The following is a 255-nucleotide window of genomic DNA, read 5'->3' as shown; positions in this document are numbered from 1 at the left end:
GCGCACAAAAAATCACCATGGGTGCCGGTAACGACACCGTCATCTTCGACAACATCCAGGACACACGTGCTGGTCTGACCATCTCCGACACCGTAGCCGGTGGCGCAGGTACAGGCGACACACTGGTGATCGACGGTGACCTGACAGGTGCCAACCTGGGTGACACCATCGCCCTGGGCGCGTCCGAATGGACCAACGTATCCGGTTTCGAAACAATCCGTCTGGTTGGTACCTCCAACAACGCCGGCGTTGTTG

The 255-nt window shown here is 58.8% G+C and carries 1 protein-coding gene; it reads left to right on the top strand.

The window, feature by feature from the left end:
• The coding region (locus H8L32_RS27445) for a hypothetical protein (RefSeq protein ID WP_222619531.1) at positions 1-255 on the top strand (255 nt) is incomplete at both ends.

Origin of the sequence: Undibacterium hunanense (assembly GCF_014284335.1) — a bacterium.
GTDB classification, from domain to species: domain Bacteria; phylum Pseudomonadota; class Gammaproteobacteria; order Burkholderiales; family Burkholderiaceae_D; genus Undibacterium; species Undibacterium hunanense.
This window is presented reverse-complemented; position numbering and strand designations above follow the sequence as displayed.